This is a genomic window from Bacillus sp. MYb56 (assembly GCF_002976445.1).
In the GTDB taxonomy this organism is placed as follows: Bacteria; Bacillota; Bacilli; order Bacillales; family Bacillaceae_G; genus Bacillus_A; species Bacillus_A mycoides.
The window spans coordinates 1-20,453 of sequence record NZ_PCOH01000048.1; the positions used below are offsets into that span (position 1 = coordinate 1).

16 protein-coding genes and 2 pseudogenes are annotated in these 20,453 nt (G+C 33.0%); 13 read left to right on the top strand and 5 right to left on the bottom strand.

Annotation, left to right across the window (positions count from 1 at the left end; genetic code table 11):
* Window positions 1-509: 509 nt before the first annotated feature.
* Window positions 510-641: a hypothetical protein gene (locus tag CQ058_RS32495; protein WP_002192047.1), complete on the bottom strand. Its 132-nt coding sequence runs from the start codon at window positions 639-641 to the stop codon at window positions 510-512.
* 604 nt (window positions 642-1,245) lie between these two features.
* On the opposite strand from CQ058_RS32495, the gene CQ058_RS28345 reads away from it, so the two are divergent.
* The 13 genes from CQ058_RS28345 to CQ058_RS28395 all read left to right on the top strand — a co-directional run bounded on the left by CQ058_RS28345 (window position 1,246) and on the right by CQ058_RS28395 (window position 18,415).
* Window positions 1,246-4,683 (top strand): S-layer homology domain-containing protein, encoded by a 3,438-nt coding sequence (locus CQ058_RS28345; RefSeq protein ID WP_105590126.1) that lies wholly within the window; start codon window positions 1,246-1,248, stop codon window positions 4,681-4,683.
* Window positions 4,684-4,722: 39 nt separating this feature from the next.
* Complete coding sequence (locus CQ058_RS28350; protein ID WP_105590127.1) at window positions 4,723-5,046, top strand: hypothetical protein; 324 nt, start codon at window positions 4,723-4,725, stop codon at window positions 5,044-5,046.
* Between the two features lie 694 nt (window positions 5,047-5,740).
* A complete protein-coding gene (locus CQ058_RS31965) occupies window positions 5,741-5,878 on the top strand; it encodes a hypothetical protein (protein ID WP_181150782.1) in 138 nt (45 codons plus the stop codon).
* Window positions 5,879-6,230: 352 nt separating this feature from the next.
* Window positions 6,231-6,371, top strand: a complete 141-nt coding sequence (locus CQ058_RS31970; RefSeq protein WP_181150783.1) for a hypothetical protein — start codon at window positions 6,231-6,233, stop codon at window positions 6,369-6,371.
* Window positions 6,372-6,429: 58 nt separating this feature from the next.
* Window positions 6,430-7,350, top strand: a complete 921-nt coding sequence (locus CQ058_RS28355; protein ID WP_105590128.1) for a restriction endonuclease — start codon at window positions 6,430-6,432, stop codon at window positions 7,348-7,350.
* Between the two features lie 468 nt (window positions 7,351-7,818).
* Window positions 7,819-8,658: an abortive infection system antitoxin AbiGi family protein gene (locus CQ058_RS28360; RefSeq protein WP_105590129.1), complete on the top strand. Its 840-nt coding sequence runs from the start codon at window positions 7,819-7,821 to the stop codon at window positions 8,656-8,658.
* Between the two features lie 2 nt (window positions 8,659-8,660).
* Complete coding sequence (locus CQ058_RS28365) at window positions 8,661-9,878, top strand: abortive infection system toxin AbiGii family protein (protein WP_105590130.1); 1,218 nt, start codon at window positions 8,661-8,663, stop codon at window positions 9,876-9,878.
* A gap of 423 nt (window positions 9,879-10,301) precedes the next feature.
* Window positions 10,302-10,919, top strand: a complete 618-nt coding sequence (locus tag CQ058_RS28370; RefSeq protein WP_105590131.1) for a recombinase family protein — start codon at window positions 10,302-10,304, stop codon at window positions 10,917-10,919.
* A gap of 1,283 nt (window positions 10,920-12,202) precedes the next feature.
* A complete protein-coding gene (cas6, locus tag CQ058_RS28375) occupies window positions 12,203-12,922 on the top strand; it encodes a CRISPR-associated endoribonuclease Cas6 (RefSeq protein WP_105590132.1) in 720 nt (239 codons plus the stop codon).
* A complete protein-coding gene (cas8a1, locus tag CQ058_RS28380; RefSeq protein ID WP_105590133.1) occupies window positions 12,919-14,610 on the top strand; it encodes a type I-B CRISPR-associated protein Cas8b1/Cst1 in 1,692 nt (563 codons plus the stop codon). Before cas6 ends, cas8a1 begins: the two co-directional genes overlap by 4 nt.
* Window positions 14,610-15,527, top strand: a complete 918-nt coding sequence (gene cas7i / locus CQ058_RS28385) for a type I-B CRISPR-associated protein Cas7/Cst2/DevR (protein WP_105590134.1) — start codon at window positions 14,610-14,612, stop codon at window positions 15,525-15,527. The genes cas8a1 and cas7i overlap by 1 nt, the downstream gene beginning before the upstream one ends.
* The gene (gene cas5b / locus CQ058_RS28390) at window positions 15,517-16,188 is read left to right on the top strand and encodes a type I-B CRISPR-associated protein Cas5b (RefSeq protein ID WP_105590135.1); all 672 of its coding nucleotides are present in this window, start codon (window positions 15,517-15,519) and stop codon (window positions 16,186-16,188) included. The genes cas7i and cas5b overlap by 11 nt, the downstream gene beginning before the upstream one ends.
* Window positions 16,189-16,219: 31 nt before the next feature.
* Window positions 16,220-18,415, top strand: a complete 2,196-nt coding sequence (locus CQ058_RS28395) for a CRISPR-associated helicase/endonuclease Cas3 (protein ID WP_105590136.1) — start codon at window positions 16,220-16,222, stop codon at window positions 18,413-18,415.
* Window positions 18,416-19,361: 946 nt separating this feature from the next.
* Here the strand turns inward: CQ058_RS28395 and CQ058_RS28400 are convergent.
* The 4 genes and pseudogenes from CQ058_RS28400 to CQ058_RS28415 all read right to left on the bottom strand — a co-directional run.
* Window positions 19,362-19,763, bottom strand: a complete 402-nt coding sequence (locus tag CQ058_RS28400) for a hypothetical protein (RefSeq protein WP_105590137.1) — start codon at window positions 19,761-19,763, stop codon at window positions 19,362-19,364.
* Window positions 19,764-19,794: 31 nt separating this feature from the next.
* Window positions 19,795-20,124 (bottom strand): YolD-like family protein, encoded by a 330-nt coding sequence (locus CQ058_RS28405; RefSeq protein WP_002191930.1) that lies wholly within the window; start codon window positions 20,122-20,124, stop codon window positions 19,795-19,797.
* Window positions 20,125-20,140: 16 nt separating this feature from the next.
* Window positions 20,141-20,269, bottom strand: a pseudogene (locus CQ058_RS32800) (Y-family DNA polymerase); the annotation flags it as partial.
* Between the two features lie 90 nt (window positions 20,270-20,359).
* Window positions 20,360-20,453: pseudogene (locus CQ058_RS28415) on the bottom strand (IS6 family transposase); the annotation flags it as partial.

Below are 20,453 nucleotides of genomic sequence, written 5' to 3' on the forward strand. Positions count from 1 at the left end.
AACCAATTGCCGCGTATGGTCCAAGAAAATAATGAAAGCAAGTGTGTGATCTAGCTAGTAATGCAATCGATGACAATCCAAATACAATTTGGCATAGCTAATAGGCCTCACCATACATGCCCATCAACTTAAGGGAAATAAATATCCCCATAACGAAAAAATGAGCTGACTTCTCAAAGTAACTACCTGTAGAGAAAGAAGATTTTCATTTACCCTTACTTAGTAAATCGTTGTTCTCACACTATTTTATAAATTATCGTTCTTTATTTTAAATTAACAGCAATACAAGGAATGAATATACAAATAAAAACGAAGTCTTGGGAAAGACTTCGTTTTTTCAACGCACAATGAATTACAGAAATTATTAATAGTTTCATATTATTCGACCATTCTCAATGCAGTTCTTTAAGTTTAAAAACCTTGCTTTAGAACCGAAATACTCTCTTTTTAATGTAGTTAAAAACTTTCATATTTTCGTTAGTTTGATAGCAATAGGGATAGTCTCCCTATTAATATTCAAATGGTAGGTCAGAAAAAACCTGTCCTTTCTCCTCTTCATGACCTTCACCACATAATATCGCAGCCGGTATAATTAATCCTTCCGTTAACGAAAGCTCTATCATTCCTTCTTTACTTTGCATATTTTCCACCTCGCATATCATAAAATATCATATTAAGATGGAATGTTTTGTCTAACCATGTCGAAAAAACAGAAGAATATATTTCATCAAATTTTTTCTGTAAATTTAAATTTACAGTCTATTTCTGGTTATTTGTGACGGATAATGTGTGTCATTGCTGAACTAATAAGGATTACCATATATTCCCATCAAACTAAAATTTTGATGTCCCCCCTAAGGGGGACGGAAACGATTATGGGTTTCAAAGGCCACTCTGGAATTAAATACCACGCTTCAATTCTGATAAGTGTATTTGAGAACCTCTAAATCCTTTAAAATCAATAACTTGTAATCTTCTCAATAGAGTACACTCTATTGAGAAGTTAAGATATGCAATTATGCATATCTTTTTTTATTATTTCTATAGTGATAAAATTTAATATATAATTAAAAGGTTTTTAATTAATTGATAAGGAGATGCGAGTATGAAGAAAGTCATAGGACTTATAGTATCATTATTTTTATTATTTTCTACCTATGCACCAATGTTTACAGAGGAAGCCGAAGTTTTAAATAAGTGCTGATATTGAAATTATATCTTTAACAATTGAATAGGAGGTTTATTGTGAACACAATTAAAAAATTATTTTTGAGTTCTATGGTATGTATTTTATTATTCAGTACATTAGGAACAGTTTATGCAGAACAAAATAATCAAGAAACTACATTATCCTTTATCGATGTGCCAAAAACACATTGGGCGTATAAAGAAATAATGTACATGGCTGAAAATAAAATCATTACTGGTTATGGAAATGGATATTTTGGTGCCACGGATCAAATCACACGCGAACATCTTGCAGCCTTTTTATATAGGTCCTTAAAACCGCAAGACAGTGCCAATAACCCATTTGTAGATATTAGTGAGAGCAATTTCAAAAAAGAAATTTTGGCACTAACAGCACGTGGTATTTTTAGTGTAAATGCTGAAAAAAAATTCAATCCGAAAAATAATATGACACGTGCCGAAATGGCAACTGTGCTTGTCAAAACATTTGATTTAAAACCGCAAGGAAATGTTGAATTTACGGATATGAAAGGTCACTGGGCCAACGAATATGTCAAAATATTAGCCGGTAACAACATAACAAGTGGTACAGGTGACGGAAATTTTAATCCAAATGGCATTGTTACTAGAGAGCAATTTTCTATGTTCTTATATAGGACGATTATGAAAGTAACAGATATGCAAAATGATGGATCAGTTGGCTGGGTGAAGGAGAAAGAAAATTGGTACTATTACAACAAAGATGGTAGTAAGCAAAGAGATAACATTACGTTAGATGGAATAGAGTACTCCTTTTTTAAAGATGGAAGGTTATTCCAAGGAAGAAAACAAGTAGGGAAAGATACTTTATACTATAGTGAACCTGGTAAACTAAAGACTGGATGGAGTTTTTCTGCAACTTCATGGAGCTATTTAAAAGATGGGAAGTATGTGACGGGTACATTTACCTATCAAGGAAAACCATTTGAAATTAATAAGTACGGGGATATGGAAAAGGGATGGATTACTCTACGTTCTGCTGTTAAAAGAATCTATCCAAAGCCAGAAACAAAATTTCTATTTAAATCTAAGCCTGTAAAGGATGGAGATGTGTTAGAAGTCATATCCAAACAAGGTTTATGGTATCAGGTAAAATACCAAGGAGAGGTTGGATATGTTCGGGTACTGGAGTCTGTTGTAATTGGTGAATCACCAGTTCGTTCATGGGATGTAGCAAAAGAAGCAACGAATTTGTCTCATTTTATGATAACTGAGTATCATAAAGATCCTGAAAAATACTTTCCACCCAATATTCAAAAGAAATTTGATAAACAACTAGATACTGATTTAGCTCTTCTTGCGAATGGATTAAAATGGATTGATCAATTAAAAGAAGCACTCTATTTAGATAATAAACAAGGGTGGGTACAAGAAGAAGGAAAATGGACGTATTATAAAAAAGATGGGCAAAGAATAACAGGTTTCCAATCAATTGATGGGAAACGCTATTATTTTGGTACCGATGGTTTTATGCAAACTGGATGGGTACATACAAATGGATACGATTATTATTTGGGAACCGATGGCATGGTACAAACTGGAATCCAACATATTGACGGAAAAATCTATTACTTTGGCCCGTTAGGTTCTGTACAATCAGGATTTACACATGTTGATGGGAAACCGTATTATTTTGATGCTTCTCATGAATCAAGAAATGGTTGGATGAAACAAGAGTTTAATTGGTATTTACTACAGCCTTCTGGTGCATTACAAACAGGAGATTTTACATATAAAGACAAGAAATTTTCCTTTAATCAAGACGGAGAAATGATTAAAGGTTGGGTTACATTAGAATCCCTTGTTAAAAAAGTATATCCTGAGCCAGACTTGAAAAAAGCATTACGTGCAAAAAGCGTGAATAAGGGTGAAGTGATAGAAGTAGTGGGGAAAGTCGGTTCTTGGTATGAAGTAAATTACCAAGGCGAAAAAGGATATGTGCGTATTCATGATGCAATTATTTTTGATCAGGAGGCTAAAAGTCCACTTACTTTACTTGATGGAAAAGTAAAGATATTTGAAGGTGTATTAGATTATTTAAAAAGTGATGAAACACTTATAAATAACACGATTAAGATTTTAGAAGAAGAAGAACAACGTTGGGTAGATGATGCAGAAAACTGGGAGAATATTTCTAGAGACATTAACGATGCAAAGCAAGATGCACAGTATAAAATGCAAGTGCTGAAAGAATCACATGATAAGTTGCAAGAACTAGTAAATGCAATGAAAGGTGACATTAAAAATTTAACGGTCACTCAAAGAAAAGAGCTATTTAAACTGCTTGGAAATACGGGAAAAGATGCTCTAGCGTATGGAAAAGAGTGGGTGGGATTTAGTGCTGATGTATATGTATCTATCCTGCAATATTATGAATCCCTTTATCAAACCTACGCATGGTATTATCAAACATTAGATGTGGTTGCGGGGAAGACTGTTGAATTTATAGATGTTGTTGCCAAAGCAACAGCTGAAATTGAGGAGAATCATCGTAAATTAGCTGCGGGGTTATCTGGTGTAGTTAAAGACTTAGGACCAGTTGTAAATAGTTCGATTCGCCTAAAACATTCTGTAGATGAAGCGAAACCTCAATTGGAGGAACTTGTGCAAGTAACAAGAAAAAACGCTCCAATCATTGCGAAAGATTTACAAGCATTGGATGCCAAAGTCCCAGGATTCTTCACAGATTTCAATATGGGAATAGATCTTGCAAATACATTCATGGACTCCGCTAATAAAATAGCAAGTCATAAGATTGATATACCTGCAGCAGCCATCAATGTGGGGAATATTGATTTAAGTAATGCATTGCGTGATTTAGGCGGCGATCCTTCTAGAATATATAATCGTGAAGATGACCAAGATCTAGCGTTTATCTTAGGTATTTCACCGGGTGTTGGAACAGGAATAGAAATTGCACAGTTAATCAAAGGTGAAGATCTGGTAACAGGTAGGAAATATGGACCAGAAGATTATGGCTGGGGTACTCTATCCGTTGTATCAGGTGGTACTTCACGTGTAATTGGTAAAGTTGTAGGGAAAATTGGTGACCTTGAAAAGAAAGGAAAGGCTATTGAAAATGCAACAAAAGGGACTTCAGGTATTGGATGGAGCATGCCAAGAGGTGGAGGAGTAATCAATGGTCGAAAGTATACTGAGCATGCTTTAGAAAGAATGGCTCCAGATACTCTTGAAATAAGAGCGGAGCTTAATTCAAGAGCTAAGGAAATGGCTGCTAAAAAGGGATATAAACTAGGTTCTGCGGAATATAACGAGCTATTTTCTAAAATTGACCCTCGTGGTATGACACCTAATGTAGTTGAAGATATTATCAAAACGGGTTCTCGTACTCCAGCTGATACGCCTGGCACATGGAAATATAGTAGAGCAGATGGTTATGTTATACTTAATGATAACGGGGATGTTATTACTGCTGTTCCCGCAAAGAAAAAATAATAAAAAATTTTTTACGGTGCAGAAGGTTGGTTATAAACATTGGATATTAAATATGATGAATACGAACTATTAGAGCTATTCGAGAGTGAACCGGAAGACTTTTTGATTGAAGGTGCAGGTGTGTATCTTTATCGTAAAATGGATCACTTAGGATTTAAATTAATAATGATTATGTCAGTTTATGAGAATACAATTAAATTAAGTCTTTCTTATAATGAAGGATGTGTATTTGACGTTAATATGGAATTTGTAGAACGAGTTTATACTCGCAATGATACTCTCCATATCCAGTGCTCTGAAGAGAAAAAAGAAATTGAAGTGAGAGTCAAACCACATTTTGCAATTAATATTAGAGAATTCTAATCAAAAAATCGTAGGAATTATCATTTCCTACGATTTTTATTATTGAATACTTTTCCAAAGTGACCCCTCATACCTTGAATCGTTTCCGTACCCCTTGTAATTACGGATTTCCTTACTATCTTTCAATGTATTAACATACATCCTAATCATACAGTTGGAACAAAGTGTTTTCAGTAGCTAATAGATGGATGATTAGGGTGTACCCATAATAGACAAAATGATATTTATAAGCCCTATAAATGGAATGTGGAAATAAAAGTAAGCCTATAACCTATTTTTACACGTATCTCGGCTGCACCCCAAATGGATCAGGCAGTTCTTTTTTGTAGTTTACACATACACGGGGATTATTTCTGTATATACCTCCGAAACGTGATTTGCTTGTTGCTATATCTATAAATAAATTTTATCGGCAAAATAATTGCTTTTCAGAAGAACTTAGTGGATAATTAAGGAATAAGGATCCTTACCCTAGTTTTTATAAGAATACCAAATAATAATAAATAGATTTACCCTAGTTTTTATAAGAATACCAAATAATAATAAATAGATTTACCCTAATTTTTTTAAGAATACCAAATAATATTGAAAATAATTGAATGTTTAATATAATAGATGCCGGTAGAAATTTTTGATAATAAGAAGGCATAGATTTGCTAGCAATTATGCCTGCTATAAAAGGCAGGTGAAAGAAATGTTTAAGTTCATTTTTAAGAAAGATGCAGATAAAACAGAAGTACATTTGCATGTTAACTTTGATGTTATTATTTCTGCTGTACTTGGATCAACTACAATGTTTGAACTTATTCAACAATTATTGTTGAACTCATAGACTATAAAAAGGAATGTGGACATGATCCGCGTTCCTTTTTCGTTTTTTATCTGTCTGTTTTCAGTGATCCTGTGCTTATAGAGGTCCCGCCAACACAATGACATAAAACCCACGCTAAGACATTTTTTGGTTGGTAGGATCCCATAAAGAAAAAACACCCTAAGATTACTACAAGGCCTCACCATATCAAAAAAAGAAAATTGTACGTTTAAATACATTTTGTATTTGAAAAAATGAACTGTTCTTATTGGTTCATCCTTCCCTAAAAAATTTCCGTTCCTTTACAAATGCTGTATAATTTATATTAAATTTCTAGAAAAGATTTGATATAGGGTACATTAGGACTTTGTCTTTGAAAAATCATATAGAAGTTAATGTACAGATCTGTCAAACAAATAAGAAATGGTCGCATCTTAGACAACAACAAAAAGAACGCATTTCTAATTGGCTTCGTAAGGAATATACAAAATTTGTATATGAAGATGCAAATTAATTTGTACAAATTGGTAATTGAGCAGGCTATAGATTTTATAAAAACAGGGGGGATTTAAATGAGTCAGGTTATGGAAACAATATATAATGAATTTATCGCAGATGAAAAGTTGAAAAATGGAACTAAGTATGAAAGGCTTGCAGCAGTAGTATTTAAAAGCTTAAATACTACTGACGCAGTTATACATAATTTAACACTTAAGGGAGATGGGAAAAAAACACCACATCAGATTGATGTTATAATCGAACGTGCCAACGTGTCAAAGAGAGTTTTAGTTGAATGTAAAGACTACGACACAAAAGTAGGTATAAGCATAATAAGAGACTTTTTTGGAGCCGTTTCTCAGATCAAACCTGATGAAGCTTTTGTTGTTACCACTGAAGGTTACACAAGAGGAGCCAGACTTTTCGCTGAAGAAGAAGGGATAAAATTAGCAATACTTAGGGGATTTAAAGAGAATGATTGGGATGGACGAATTAAAGAAGTACAAATAAAAAGTAGTTTAAGATCAATAAGTGCTCCCCGGATTACTTCTTGGGTAGCAGCTAGTCAAGAAGTAATAGATAATTTTAATGCTAACCCTAATAAAGATGAAATGAGCTCAGTTCAAGGCACTAATACAGTAGATACATTTTTTTATGACAGACAAGGCAATCGGCAAGACAATCATCAGACTGTTTTAAAGCCAATATTTTATTCATTTCTACAAAATACAAATTCGCCAACTACCGGTCGATATGAATTCGAGTCCACTAAATATATCAAAATGGCAGGTGTGCTTGTAGAAATTAAAGGATTCAAATATGAATTTTCCATTGGTGAATATGTTAGTGAGTTGATAATTGATGCAGGGGAGAAGGTAGCTTTATTGTTATTTGAAGTTATTGATGGAACTATCGATAAGATAATTTTCCAACAAAATTTAGATAACTGGACTTTTAACGATGATGGTGAGGTTATTCCAAAAGGGTCTGTTTAAGTTTGTTAGTTCATCACCAGTTGTTTAGGGGCGATTTTAATTAACCTTTGTTCAAGATAAATCCTTTTAATTTACTATAAAATACGTGTTTATAAGATACTTAATATAATGCACTTAATCTTAACAGAAAATGATATACCGTTCTGTTCCCTCAATTCACGAAATTTTCAAAATCGAAATCGATGGATGTTAAAATTTTTTATATAATATACTTGTCAAAGCATTACCCCTGTAGTTTCTATGATGAATCTGTAAGATAGTTTGTTTGTCCCGTGTATTCACCTTAAACAAAAAGAACTTGTAGGAATCACTACAAGTTCTTTTGCGTTTCTTATTGTATTAGAAAAGAGCCTTTTAAATATAGCAGAAACAATAATGAAATGTTTATTTCTCGTTTGCTATGTAAAATGATAATAATTGAGTTTAATATTAAAGATGGAATATTTTATAGAAATGAGATGAAGTCGAATGAGTGAAGCAAGTATGCATATTGAACTTGAACAAAAACCTGAAACCAAGGAGGAGACTTCTTATATCAGACCATTACAAAGTGCAAATGTTTTGTTTAAGTTTATGAATAGATTAGAATTTCTTAAAGATATTTTATTGAAAAAGGCTATTCTACCTCGATATTACGAAGAAAAAATAGGTTACTTGGAAATTGAAGAATTGGAAAAAATCGCATTTCCTATGAGCTGTTTTTGCGATATTCATTTAAACAAACTTGTACCACATATGGTAAATTACGGTTCATATGGGATCGGATTGAGTAAAGAGTGGGGTATAAGACAAGGAATACAGCCGATTCATTATATTAATCAACGCTCAAATTTACGTAAAGATTTTAGTATTATTCTTAGTAAAGCTATTAATAATCCACCAGAAAAAAGCAATGAAAACAATGATTATAATAATTATTTATTACATGATCTATTGTATATGAAGCCTCTTGATGGAGAAATGCTAACAAATAATCACCGAGAAATAGCTATAAGGAATTTTCATGATGAAAAAGAATGGAGATATATACCTAATGTTGAGAATGTAGAAACAGAATTACCCTTAATTATTAGTCAGGAGCAGATGAATCCCAGAAGTTATTTTACTTATTCACAAGCTATCGCTCAATGTCCTGATTTATGGTTGAATTTTGAATTTGAGCATATTAAACATATTATTGTTAGCAAAGAGAGTGAGAGAAGTGAACTTATAGAGTTTATCGTTCAAAATAATATTGGTGAAACTTATGAGCAATACATATTATTCTCTAAAATAATTGTTTTTGATGAATTAAGAGAGGACTGGTAAAAATGTTTGCTAATTTTAACAAAGCTTTATTAAACAATAATCAAAAGGATACAAAAATACCGAAAGAAGTATTAGGTTCTTTAAACGAGAGCCTTCCAAATGGCTTTGTTTATGATGAAATAGAAAACGGGGACGGTGTAGTTGGACTAACATCAAATAGTTCAGGTATGGAATTTGGTGGACTTAGTTTTGATTTAAACAAAGATGTGTTCGCGGAATTCAAACCTTCAAATGTTAAAGAAGTTTTGGAGTTTTTATACAGAACGCAGCGTACATATACAATTAGTAAAGATGCTGATGAGTATATAACTATAAATGGTATTAAGTTTAAAATAGATGAAGTAATTAAACATCCTTTCAAAGAAAGTGAAAAAGGTAAATATGACATAACTCTTAAACCGCAACCTTTTCCGGAACCATTTAAACTGTATTTTGAAGGTAAAGGAGTAAAGAAAGATATTACTTTTAAAAGACAACCTTTTGCAGATATGCACAAAGTACTATTTAAAAATATTGATAATGAAACTTTCGATATTTCTTATGTTTTAGATGAGAGAGATAAACATTTAAAATTCAATTTTAGTCTAAACCTTGAAAATATAAAAACAGTTGAGGAAACAGTAGAAGCATTAAACTTATATTATGCATTCGTTTCAGGTGATATTAAACTTAATGGGGCTGAACTTAATAAATATGCGATTAAAGAAGCAGAGAAAACCTCTGTTTTGGAGACGATAAAGTTTTGGGAAAAAGTTTTGGAGCTACAAGGGAAATTGAGAGTTACTTTTATCCCTAAGTCCCAACTTGAAATAGAAGATATATTATTGATTGAAAAGTTATATCGGACTTTAATTGAAGAAAAACCTTATAAAGAATATATAAATATCAGTGAATTAACTTTGACTGGTACTGATGATGTTGGGAATTTATTGGGACAGAGAGGTTTATCTATGTCATTTCATCATCATGATAATGTTAAAGTTTTTGGGGTTAATTTAGACTTGTATAGCATTATCTGTTACTTTGATTTTAAAGTGACTGGTATAAAATCTTCGGAAATAGATACAGATGGTGTTAGTAAATGTATTTTGTTGGTTGAGCCAGCAGAAGGAAGAAAAACTTATCAATCATCTATTCATTTTTCTACTGAGCAGGAGCTTAAAGATTATGAAGTGAATAATACTGAATTACAATATGCTGAAGAAGTAATAATTAATTAAATTGTAAAGAAGTTTTATTTAGAAAAGCATCATTTGGAAATACTCGATAGCAATTGTAACTTCTTCAATAACCGGGCACGATTATACAATAACACTTAAATAAACGACTTTATTGTTTTATATTTAAGTGTAGTGAAGAATTTCACATCAAAAATTAAATAAATTTAGTATAACCCCGTTTTAAAAATCCGAACGGGGTTACACGTGTTTTAGATTTTTAAGATAATCTAATTCATTTTTCATTACTATGTATTCAAAGATGTAAAGAACACCTGATATGTCTATAAAAGTATACCTTTACAGATACATAGAAACCTATAAAAAACCGCATCTATAAATGTCTATTTCTTATTTTACAGATATCCATTTATTTCATATACCTTTACAGACATAATTGATATAATTACCAGTGAGGTGTAGCATATGAAACATAAAAAATTTGGTTATGTACGAGTTTCAAGTAAAGATCAAAACGAAGAACGACAAATTCAGAATATGAAGGATTTAGGAATAGAAGATCGGGATATCTTTATTGATAAAGAATCTGGAAAAAATATGGAGCGAGAGAATTACCAAATGCTAAAGCGTCTTGTTCGTACAGGAGATACCATTGTGTTTGACTCCTTGACAAGACTTGGAAGAAATATGAATGATACATTAGAAGAATTTAGATATTACGAAAAACATAAAGTAAATTTACAATTTATAAAGGAACCATACATTAACGTAAATTACACTGGAGAAAGTACAAATGATGTTATTCAGAGCGCAATTCAAAAAGCAACACTGACAATATTATCTGCCTTTGCAGAAAAAGAGCGCATTGATATTAAACAACGTCAAGCTGAGGGAATTGCTCTTGCTAAAAAACAGGGTAAACGTTTAGGACGTCCACCTGTTGAAATAACAGAAGAATTCACGGATGCTTACAAGGAATGGAAATCCGGTTCAATTACAGCAGTAGGAGCCATGAAAAAGTATGGTATCAAACGTTCTTCTTTTTATAAGCTTGCTAAACAGTATGAAGAAAAAATAAAATAATAATTTGTCTTATCAATATTATCTTAAAAGGAACTTGTAGTGATTACTACAAGTTCCTTTTGTTTTACCCTTATTGTGGCTTTTGCTCTTGTTTCTTTATATCCCACATGGTTTAGATAAATCAGAAATTGAAATCATCGGCACTTGGATTTGCGTAACCTTTATATCCCGCGTAGTTCAGATAAAACGCTTCCTTGCTTACAAGAGCGGGTTAGTCCCACATAGTTCTGATAAAACAATAAACGCGACAATGACATTCACAGTGCTATGGTACTTTATATCCCATATCGTTCAGATAAAACATTATACCTACCGAATATATCTTTCTTAATCATTACCTTTATATCCCACTACGTTTAAATAAAACCTTCCACGCTTTTTAACAAGATCAATGTATCTTGTGTTTATATCCCACTACGTTTTGATAAAACATTTTTATAACCAATACAATCTATTTCGATTACGTTGTTTATATCCCACTACGTTTTGATAAAACAGATGAACCTATTATCTCAGTCGATACGGAAACAACCTTTATATCCCACTTCGGTTAGATAAAAACGTATCACCTTACGATGGTTATCCATATGTATGGGCGTTTATATCCCACATAGTTTAGATAAAACAAATACATTGATTGCTTTTACCGATACAACGATTCACTTTATATCCCACTACGTTTTGATAAAACTAGAAAAACGGCTGATTTGAAGCTAATACGTAATATGTTTAAATCCCACATTGTTCAGATAAAACTAAATTAACTTTTTTATTACTTTAGGGTAACTTTTGAATTTACATCCCGCATAGTTCAGATAAAACTAACCAGTAACCATACAGATCGGCATTGAAAATGGTTGTTTATATCCCACTAGGTTTTGATAAAACATAAAGAAGTGACTCGAATTGTTAAACACATCAATATTTATATCCCACTACGTTTTGATAAAACCCTATCTATATACGGATAATACACCTTATGATAGCAACATTTTATCCTGTGTATCAACCAGTATTTTGCAGTGAATCATCGATCATGTTTTTGTCTTCTCTTCAAACATGCTGAAAGACCTTGTCATAACAAGGTTTTCCGTATGTTTGGAAAAAATGAGGTTCACTGCAAAATTACGGAAGTACCATATGATTTTTATCTTTACTATATGGGATAAAGAAAAGTCTTTCTCCGTACAAAAAGGTTTTTCCATTTATTTCTACATATTTATTGAATTTTAATTTTTGAATACATTATAATAATTCTATATAGAAGATTAAGGAGGGAAATGATGAGATTGAAAGTAGGCTTTACTTGCAAAGTAATTCCTCTCTCGTATCGTTTTATGTTTGTGAGTTTTATTAAAGAAGCTCTAAAAAAATCAAACGTAGTGTATGCAGAGAACCTATATGTCTTTGATAATAAACCGAATAAGAAAATCAAGAATTTTACGTTTTCCGTTTATCTTAAAGACTATGCTTTAGAAAATAATGAATTCCTCCTCCAGAACGGATTGGACTGGATTATTAGTTCACCTGATCCTGAATTCATTTCTTATTTAGTAGATGGTTTAAACGAAATTAAAGAATTTCAGTACAAAGGATACAAACTACAGAAGAAGAACATATCTATACTACCGGAAGTCAAAGTGAAAAGTGATACGGTAGTATTCCGCACCCTTTCCCCTATTTTTATTAAAGACCGAGATGGGAAACCTCTTGCTCCAACAGAAGAAGGTTATGAAGAGAGTTTCAATTATATTTGTGATATGACTTTACTTAATTATCATGGAGAAGGATTGAAAAGACCTTTACAATTTATACCTATGAATTTAACAAAACAAGTTGTAAAAGAAAAGTTTGATAATACCCCTAATCACCAGCACTTTGAAGCCTATAAAGGAACATTCTTGTTAAAAGGAGACCAAGAAGACTTAGAAATCCTTCGTCAAATTGGTACGTCCTTCAAAAAGTCACAAGGGTACGGTTGCGTATCCGTGGAGTACCAATGATTCGGTTATATTTAGAAGATTGGGCTACGAACACTGGTATTTTGGGGTTTTATCGTATTTTAGAGCATGCTGAAACAGACTTGTTTGAAATCGAAGAGACATATATAGACTTTGATCCAAAATTGCTTCAAGACTTTCCGGAATGGTTTTTCAATTATGCTTTTGATATGTTTTCTGTTGCAAATGAAAAAGAAAATAAGATGAATACTTATCTAACACACGCTACATCCAACTTTAAACGCTTTAAAGACTTTATCTTTGATGATATTAAAGGTACAGAAAATAAGTTAAATAAACGTTTGCCAATTGAAGGTGGAACCCTAAAAGAGCTGTTTAGCAGAAAAAAAAATGTATCAACCATTGAAGAATTAAAGACAATCACAAAAGATTATCTGAAGTTGTTAAAGCAAGATCAAGTAAATGAAGTACTAACATTAAATATGATTCGGTTTCGTTTAGGAGAATTGCATGGTCAAACAAGTTTTTTACAAAGATCACGCAGTACCCTGAATCGTTCAGAACATGAAGAATTTCTTGCAAAAGACTTTGTTCAACCTATTTTACTAGAACAAGAGATTCTTGCTGTTCTTCGGTCTTCTAACAGCCCTAACGAAGAAATAGAAAGCCTAAACAAAATGATACAACAATCTGATGATGAAGATATTAAAAAGTTAGTGAAACAAACAATCATGAAACTGAAGAAGGATGAATTACTGTATTGTCCTGTTATTGATGGACAATTTGCTCTTACCGATTACACGGAAGCGATATTTCTTCCAAATGCAGTCAGTATAGCAAATGCAACGAATTACACGTGGAATAATCAAAAATCGTTTCCTATATCCAATCTGTACCGGTTGATTATGTTTTGTTCTGTTTTTGGACTTTACAAAGATGGGGAAACCTATTCGTTCATTCAAACAGACGAAGATTTCGATACGCTAGCAGAAGTAAATGATTTATATGTTACCAATAAAAAGCAAAACAATCCTTTTGAAGTGTTTTTATACGACACATTAAAAGAAGCTAAAGATAAAGCAAAGTGGATCTCTAAAAATATGCTAATTGTTGAATTCCAAAATAGCGGAAAAAAGACGATCCTTACACAGAATTTTTTATCAGAACATGCCATTCAATACCTTCAAGAGCGTGGAGGAAAAGAGATCGATCATATTAAATATCCACAGTTTCGGAACGTAATCCTACGTAAATTATTAAATGGAGAGCATTTTTTTCGTGATATCACTATTCAATTGAGGAAAAACGTAGATAACAATTATTCCAGTTATGATACGTATGCGGCCACTTTGGCTATGTTTCATTTAAATAGAATAAAGGAGTGTTATGGCATGTCTAACGGAACACGAGAAGCGCAATATGAATCTATGCAAAAGAGAATCCATTATGCGCTAATGGATGGACGCGAAGTACGTAGAAGGCTTACTGAACGTAGAATGGAGAATAAGATTCCAGGCATTACTTACCGTCTGTTAAATGCCTTAACTACCAATAACCGTCAACAATTCTTTGAAACATTATTCCGCACCTTTTTATTAGTGGAAAAGAACACTTCTATGTATGTGGATGCTACAAGGGAACATAGTAGTGAATTTGAAGGTATTGCAAGTGCCTTACTATCCGGATTAAATGACAAACCCTATAAAAAAGAAGGGGAGGAAACAAACTAATGGCTGGATTAACATTAACAATCGTGTTTCAAGGAGATTCATTAAATTATGGAGAAGGAATCGGTAACGTCTCCGAATTAAAGAAATTTAATCGTGGAAATGGAGATATTCATACATTTGCTTCACGACAAGCTATTCGATACGATATGGTTCGTTTAGGCGCCGAGCGTTATGCTTGGAACTTAGATACAGTTGGCCGTGACAAAGGGGAAGGGGAAGGAAAAAGCAAAAGTGTAGTTCAATATTCTCCTAGTGCTACTATTCAAGAATCAGAAGAAATGGATTTATTTGGCTACATGAAAACTGTAAAAGGCGATATGGGGAACAAGCGTCCAGCTAGCGTTCGTTTGTCTCATGCTGTTTCTCTTGAACCGTACCGGGGAGACTTAGAATTTTTAACAAATTTAGGACATGCTTCACGTATCAAAGAAAACCCAAATATCGCAACACTTGAGCGGCATACAAGTTTATATTCTTATACCATTACTATTGATTTAGATAAAATTGGTGTAGATGGAGAAATTGAATTACCACGTGAAGAAAAGGCAAGACGTATCAAAGAATTCTTAGAAATTGTATTTTCCTTAAATCGTAATATTCGTGGACGACAAGAAGACTTATCTCCTTTGTTTGTAATTGGAGGTCTGTATGCTATTAATCAACCATATTTCTTAGGACGTACACAATTAGTTCCGACAAAACGTGAATACCGTTTAAATTCTATTATGCTACAAGAAATTTTAGAACGTCGCAGTATGGGACGGACTGTACAAGAACAAACGCATGTTGGTCTGTTATCTGGTGTTTTCGTGAATGAAGGGGAGTTACGAAATCTTGTTTCAAGCGACTCAACCCATACAATTCAAGGTATGCTAGATTATCTATTACAACAAGTGGAGAATTATTATGTCGGCTAATACAGTGTTACGAGTAAAGTTGTACCAACAAACTTCTTGTTACAAGAAACCTATGGCACAAAAAGCTAAGGAAACCTATCCTCTTCCACCGTATAGTACGGTGAAGGGGTTCCTTCACTATGTATTAGGTGCAAATGAATTAATTCCAATGGAAATCAGCATCCAAGGTACTCACGAGGGAAAGTTGTTTGATTTGCAAATACATCATTTTTACAAGTCAAAAGAAGTTACAACAATGCCCATGCATGTTCATATGTTGAAAGAAATTTCCCTTATTTTCCATGTACGTGCCGAACAAAGTGTATTGGAACAATTACAAACAGCATTAGAAAATATCAACGAAGCACCAAGCCTTGGTCGACGTGAAGATTTAGCAGTCATTGAAAGCGTGAAATTGGTAACGTTGAATGAAAGACAAACAAAAGAAATCATTACACTCAAAAATGATATTTATATACCACGTCATTGCATTGTTGATCGCCTTGATTATATGAATTATAAAGGAATTTCATATCGTTTGAATACGGTATATCAAGTGAAACAAGGAATTCGTACTTGGGAGACAGTTCAAACACAGTTCTTCCGTAAAGGAGAAGGGTTAAATTCACCTCAGTATATGGAAGATGAAGATGGACATATTGTATTTTTCCATGCCTTATGAGTAGGCATGGATTTGTTTCAGGAGGAGAAACATGGAAGATCTGATTTACGCAAAGTGGGATCAGCAAACAGGAGAATTTGAAACATTACAAGAACACACAGGACAGGTATTAGAAAATTTATCTTTACTAAAACACTCGTATGGATCTCTGTTTTCAGAAGAGATTTGGCAACTTTCACAAGTAGCTGCCCAATACCACGATGCGGGAAAGATTTATGAGGGATTTCAACAATTTATTAAACTTAATATGGGGTTATCTCCTTTAACAAAGCAAGAAATTGAAAAAAAATATCCTAATGTTCCTCATGCCTTTATTTCCTTACTTTGTGTTCCATTTTTAGAATTACATTATTCCAAAAGTACAGAACGGGTTGTGAAAGAGGCAATTGCACATCATCATGTACGAAACGTAATGTTTGATGCCCAAATACTAAATGCAGTTTTACCAGATTTAAAAGGGAAAATAGACCGTTTGGAGCAAGAATTGTGCTGTTCTGTTAATAAAGATCTTGATACTACAACTATAGGTTGGAAACCAATTAAGAAAAAAGATAAAGAATATCCTCTTCTTATACTTGTAAAGGGACTTTTAAATCGTTTAGATCATGCGGCTTCTGCAGGAGAACTTGTGGAATATCATGCGGACAAAGGAGTTGGGACTTATGTCGATGAATTCCTAAAAAAGAATGGTCATAAACCACGCAATCTACAACTCTTTTCTTACAAGAATCGAAACAAGAATATCGTGGCTGTTGCACAAACCGGTATGGGAAAAACAGAAGCTTCTTTATTTTGGATTGATAAAGCTAAAGGTTTTATTACACTCCCCATCCGTGTAAGTCTAAATGCCTTGTATGAGCGTATAACAAATGGAATGGGATATGTAGATGAAGAGGGGCAAGCGATTGCTGGGTTGCTACACAGTGGTAGCGTGGATTTTCTACAGACATTAAACAATGATTACGAAACCAATGAGCTTATCTATGAACAGTCTCGTTTATTGAGTAAAAAGTTAACATTTAGCACAATTGATCAAATTTTGAAGTTTCCATTTTTATTTCGAGGATATGAGAAATACTTGGCCACAATGGCGTACTCTAAGATAGTTTTAGATGAAATACAAGGTTATTCTCCGAAAATCTTAGCTGTTTTACTCAAAGCATTGGAAATGATTCACCAGATAGGCGGAAAATTTATGATTATGACCGCTACACTTCCTACTGTTTTTATGGAAACAATGGAGAAACGAGGAAAAATCAAGGTAAGTGATTTTGTAAAAGAGGAATTCTATAATGACTTAATTCGTCACCGCATATCTATACGTAAAACAATGATTGACGAAGATTTAGAACATATTCGTGAAGCTGGACGAAATAAACGTGTATTGATTATTGCTAATACCGTGAAAGAAGCAAAACGTATATATGGGTTGTTTAATAATGAAAAGGTAAGGTTGTTGCACACGCAATTTATTCAACAGGATCGTGCCGTTTTAGAAGAGGAAATTAAGAAATTCGCACCAAATGATAAAAACCGTGAAGAACAAAGTGGGATTTGGGTCGCCACCCAGCTTGTAGAAGCTTCATTAGATATTGATTTTGATTTGCTATTTACTGAAATCTCTACATTAGATAGCTTATTTCAGCGTTTAGGTCGTTGTTATCGTGGCAGAGCCTATGAAGGTACAGAACCTAATGTCCTTGTTTATACAGAAGCACAAGGGATAGGGTTCGTTTACGATGAGGATATTGTTCATAACGGTTTAAAAATTCTAGAATCCTTTAACGGACAAATACTACATGAGAAAACAAAAATGGAGCTTGTCGAAACTTTATATAAAACAGAAAATCTGAGCAAAAAATACTTAGATGAATTCTACCAAGCTTTAAAGGTACTGGATACACTGCCACTAAACGATATGAGAAATACAGAAGCACAAAGGTTGCTGCGTGATATTGATAATTATCAAGTTATTCCCTGGTCTATATATGTAGAGAATCGTGAGCTATTTACTACATTTAAACAGGAAAAAGATTCGAAACAGCGAAAAGTATTACGAATGCAAATCGAAAAGCTTACAACCTCTATTTCTAGAAAACAGGTTCAACGATACGGAATCGAAATAAAGGAAATTGATATTCCCGGACTTCAATACATTCACACTATAAATTGCAAGTACGATTTTGATAAAGAAAAGATAACAGGAACAGGAATTGTACTTCCGTAATTTTGCAGTGAACCTCGTTTTTATAAAACATGTAGAAAACCTTGATATGACAAGGTCTTTCAGCATTTTATAAGAGAAGACAAAAACATGATCGAGGATTCGCTGCAAAATACTGATTGATACACCTGTTAAGACGTTGCTATCATAAGGTTTATCACTTGTATACAGATAGGATTTTATCTGAACAATATGGGATATAAATTACGTATTTGGAGGGAGACGCCCACCCTATTTCGATGTTTTATCTGAACTGTGTGGGATGTAAAGGAGAAAATTACAGATCGAGTTCTTCAGTATATGTGGGTTTTATCTGAACCATATGGGATATAAATTATCCTCCTTCGTAAAGAACGCTTAGTTCGGTACCAATTTTATCTGAACCGTATGGGATATAAAGCATGCCGATGTATCGAACAATACAAAAAGGTTATGGGCTTTATCTGAACTATATGGGATATAAAAATGTTGTTTACAGCACCTTTTATCATACTTAAAATTGTTTTATCTGAACCGTATAGGATATAAAGTGTTGATTGAATACAGCGTATTTAGCAACTGTGTTATGTTTTATCTGAACTTCATGGGATATAAAGATCAAAGCTCTTTCTGAACCAGCTCGGTGAATTGGTGTTTTATCTGAACGATATGGGATATAAAGATTTGAGTTGTTGCACCGAACATACCTTGCGCTAAGTTTTATCTAAACGTAGTGGGATATAAACTTGAGGTACACTGTAGCTTTGTCGCAAAACACCTGGTTTTATCTAAACGTAGTGGGATATAAACGCATAGGTAAACTGATTAGACGTATCATTGTAGTATTGTTTTATTTAAACGTAGTGGGATATAAACAGCATTAACATCTTTTGTTTCTTATCAAACTTCAAGGTTTTATTCGAACTATGTGGGATATAAAAGTTTGTAATGAAACCATAGAAATAGAGTCCTAATTAAAAAGGGCTCTATTTCTATGGTTGATACCTTCAAATTTTTTATCTTTCATTAGATCAATTTCACATTCAAGTTCTTTGGTTTCTATATTTAAAAAGTCCATTGTTATTGCAAGAACTTTTCCATCTTTATTTTTCTTAGATCCCCATAAACGAACAACCCTATTAATTTTACTATCTTCATATATAATTTGAACTGTTCTTAATTCTTCTCCATCCACAAATTCACGATGTATCCAACACTCTTTAAATTCCAAATTCTCATCAGATTTATGCATGTTATATTTCAACATTACTTCTTCTAATTCTGGGAACCCCAAGCCTTTTTTCTCCAAACAAATATACTCAAAATCCCAAAACTCTCTAAAATGATAGATAAGCTCTTTTTGACTTTTCATCATAATTCCCCACCCCATAATTTTTTAAGCGCTATGTATATTTGATATCTGTTACATGATTAACTTTTATATAAAATACATTATCATGTTGATTCATAATTCTTAATTCATTACAAATCATGTCGTAGTAATGAATATAACCCACTTCGGAATATACTTTGTTCTGTTTTTGGTATGAAATACTTACTTGCTTATTTTCAGACATTGCACAACACACAATATCATTTATAAGTTCTAATTTTTGTTCATCTAAAATGGGCATCGGCACTTCATTTTGCTTATCATATAATTCATTCAGTCCTTCAAATTGTTCTTTTATTGCTGAAAATGGAACCCATCGCATCATACCTCTATCAATCATGTTCTGTATTCCTCCATTATGCTTTATGTCCACCTATATTTCCGTTTCTTTCCCTTTGTGTAGCCCCTTTAATGTAGCTAATACCACGCATAATTGAATTTTTACCATGTTTATGCCGTATACTATCCATTGTTTTTGCTAATTTCCTTTTAGTATCTTTTGGCGTACCGCCGGTTCTGGTGCAAAGATTGTATTTATTTGAAAGAGGTATATAGATGCCTAATGGAATCTATTCTTATGTAGCCATTCCGAATAGTTGATGAATAAACTTCACTTCATTTTGGACAGACTTGTCCCGTAAAATAAGTTGGCCTTTTTTAATGATATGC

Excerpts from the sequence above, each read along its gene's own strand:
- CQ058_RS32495 (WP_002192047.1), bottom strand. The coding sequence starts at position 641 with ATGCAAAGTAAAGAAGGAATGATAGAGCTTTCGTTAACGGAAGGATTA.
- CQ058_RS31965 (WP_181150782.1), top strand. The coding sequence starts at position 5,741 with ATGTTTAAGTTCATTTTTAAGAAAGATGCAGATAAAACAGAAGTACAT.
- CQ058_RS28355 (WP_105590128.1), top strand. The coding sequence starts at position 6,430 with ATGAGTCAGGTTATGGAAACAATATATAATGAATTTATCGCAGATGAA.
- CQ058_RS28360 (WP_105590129.1), top strand. The coding sequence starts at position 7,819 with ATGAGTGAAGCAAGTATGCATATTGAACTTGAACAAAAACCTGAAACC.
- CQ058_RS28365 (WP_105590130.1), top strand. The coding sequence starts at position 8,661 with ATGTTTGCTAATTTTAACAAAGCTTTATTAAACAATAATCAAAAGGAT.
- CQ058_RS28370 (WP_105590131.1), top strand. The coding sequence starts at position 10,302 with ATGAAACATAAAAAATTTGGTTATGTACGAGTTTCAAGTAAAGATCAA.
- cas6 (WP_105590132.1), top strand. The coding sequence starts at position 12,203 with ATGAGATTGAAAGTAGGCTTTACTTGCAAAGTAATTCCTCTCTCGTAT.
- cas8a1 (WP_105590133.1), top strand. The coding sequence starts at position 12,919 with ATGATTCGGTTATATTTAGAAGATTGGGCTACGAACACTGGTATTTTG.
- cas7i (WP_105590134.1), top strand. The coding sequence starts at position 14,610 with ATGGCTGGATTAACATTAACAATCGTGTTTCAAGGAGATTCATTAAAT.
- cas5b (WP_105590135.1), top strand. The coding sequence starts at position 15,517 with ATGTCGGCTAATACAGTGTTACGAGTAAAGTTGTACCAACAAACTTCT.
- CQ058_RS28395 (WP_105590136.1), top strand. The coding sequence starts at position 16,220 with ATGGAAGATCTGATTTACGCAAAGTGGGATCAGCAAACAGGAGAATTT.
- CQ058_RS28400 (WP_105590137.1), bottom strand. The coding sequence starts at position 19,763 with ATGAAAAGTCAAAAAGAGCTTATCTATCATTTTAGAGAGTTTTGGGAT.
- CQ058_RS28405 (WP_002191930.1), bottom strand. The coding sequence starts at position 20,124 with ATGATTGATAGAGGTATGATGCGATGGGTTCCATTTTCAGCAATAAAA.